This window comes from Halorhodospira sp. 9622 (genome assembly GCF_022228025.1).
Lineage (GTDB): Bacteria > Pseudomonadota > Gammaproteobacteria > Nitrococcales > Halorhodospiraceae > Halorhodospira > Halorhodospira halophila_A.
The window spans coordinates 1-1,085 of record NZ_JAJNRE010000084.1; the positions used below are offsets into that span (position 1 = coordinate 1).

General features: G+C 63.8%; 2 protein-coding genes. Both read right to left on the reverse strand.

What is annotated here, in order from left to right:
- Window positions 1–361: 361 nt before the first annotated feature.
- Window positions 362–697 carry a DNA-binding transcriptional regulator gene (locus LRG07_RS13675; protein WP_238642745.1) on the reverse strand — a complete coding sequence of 112 codons (336 nt, stop codon included), beginning with the start codon at window positions 695–697 and terminating at the stop codon, window positions 362–364.
- A 2-nt stretch (window positions 698–699) separates the two neighbouring features.
- The coding region (locus LRG07_RS13680) for a hypothetical protein (RefSeq protein WP_238642746.1) at window positions 700–1,085 on the reverse strand (386 nt) is incomplete at its 5' end.

The following is a 1,085-nucleotide window of genomic DNA, read 5'->3' on the forward strand; positions in this document are numbered from 1 at the left end:
GCAAAATAGCGGCCTGACATCGTGAGGGTGTAAGCCGTGACGGGAGGCCCCCGGCCGGCTTTCCTTGGCAGCCGAGGACTGCTGCCCGCTCGGGGCAGTCTTTCTGGCCCGACGTATCAGGGGTGAGATTGTGCCTCAGTGCGGTCAAGGGCGAGGCCGCGCTGAAGCCCCCTACCGTTTGCCTCCTTATCCCTGGGTGGCCGACGAAGGAGCAAGAGGAGCGCTGGTTAAATCCGCCCCCGAGTGGGTCTAGTCTCTTGGCCACGCCGGTGGTCATGGGCCGTGGCCAGTCCAGATGGTCATCCGGCGTTGACCCGCCGGCATTTTTTCGAAGAGGTGCTATCGCTACCGTCGGGCTCGGCTAACTGGCGCGATTCCCGGCGTCGGTGCGCCGATGATCCTCGATCAAAGCCCGGGCCACGGCTTGTGGCTCACGCTCCATGATGCGCAAGAGCGTGGCGGCGGCACCACGCGGGGTGCGCTGGCCTTGTTCCCACTTTCGTAGTCCGGAAGCGCTGACACCGAGTAGTCGGGCGAACTCTTCCTGGGAGAGACCGAGCTCGGCGCGGATGCGTCGCACCTGGGGGAAATCGGTGTGGTGCTCGCGTACGTCAGATCTTTCGCCCCGGGCGTGGGCGAGTGCCTCGCCAAGGGAGTCGATGAGCTCGTCGGCGAGGTTGGTCGGTTGATCGCTCATGATCAGCTCCGTGCTGTTGCCTTGATCGCCTCGGCAAACGCCGCGACTTGTCTACGCTGCTCGGAGGTGAGATCGACCTGCTCGCCCTTGCCGTAGATGAGCAGCGCGTAGAGCGGAAGTCCGGGGCTGTAGTAATAGTAAATCACCCGTAACCCGCCGCTCTTGCCCCGGTTCCGCGCAGAGTAGCGAATCTTCCGGACTCCCTTGGCGCCGGGGATCTCCGCGCCTTGCTCGGCATTGCGGGCAAGAAACTCGATCAACGCGTGATGTTCCTCGCTCGTCAGCAGTTTTTGTGCGCGGCGTTGGAACGCGGAGGTTTCAGCGACGGTTTGCATTGTGCTTAGGGTGCCCCAATGGGGCACACTCTTCAACCAACGGCAGGCGGCCC

Coding starts and splice junctions, on each gene's coding strand:
- LRG07_RS13675 (WP_238642745.1), bottom strand. CDS start 697: ATGAGCGATCAACCGACCAACCTCGCCGACGAGCTCATCGACTCCCTT.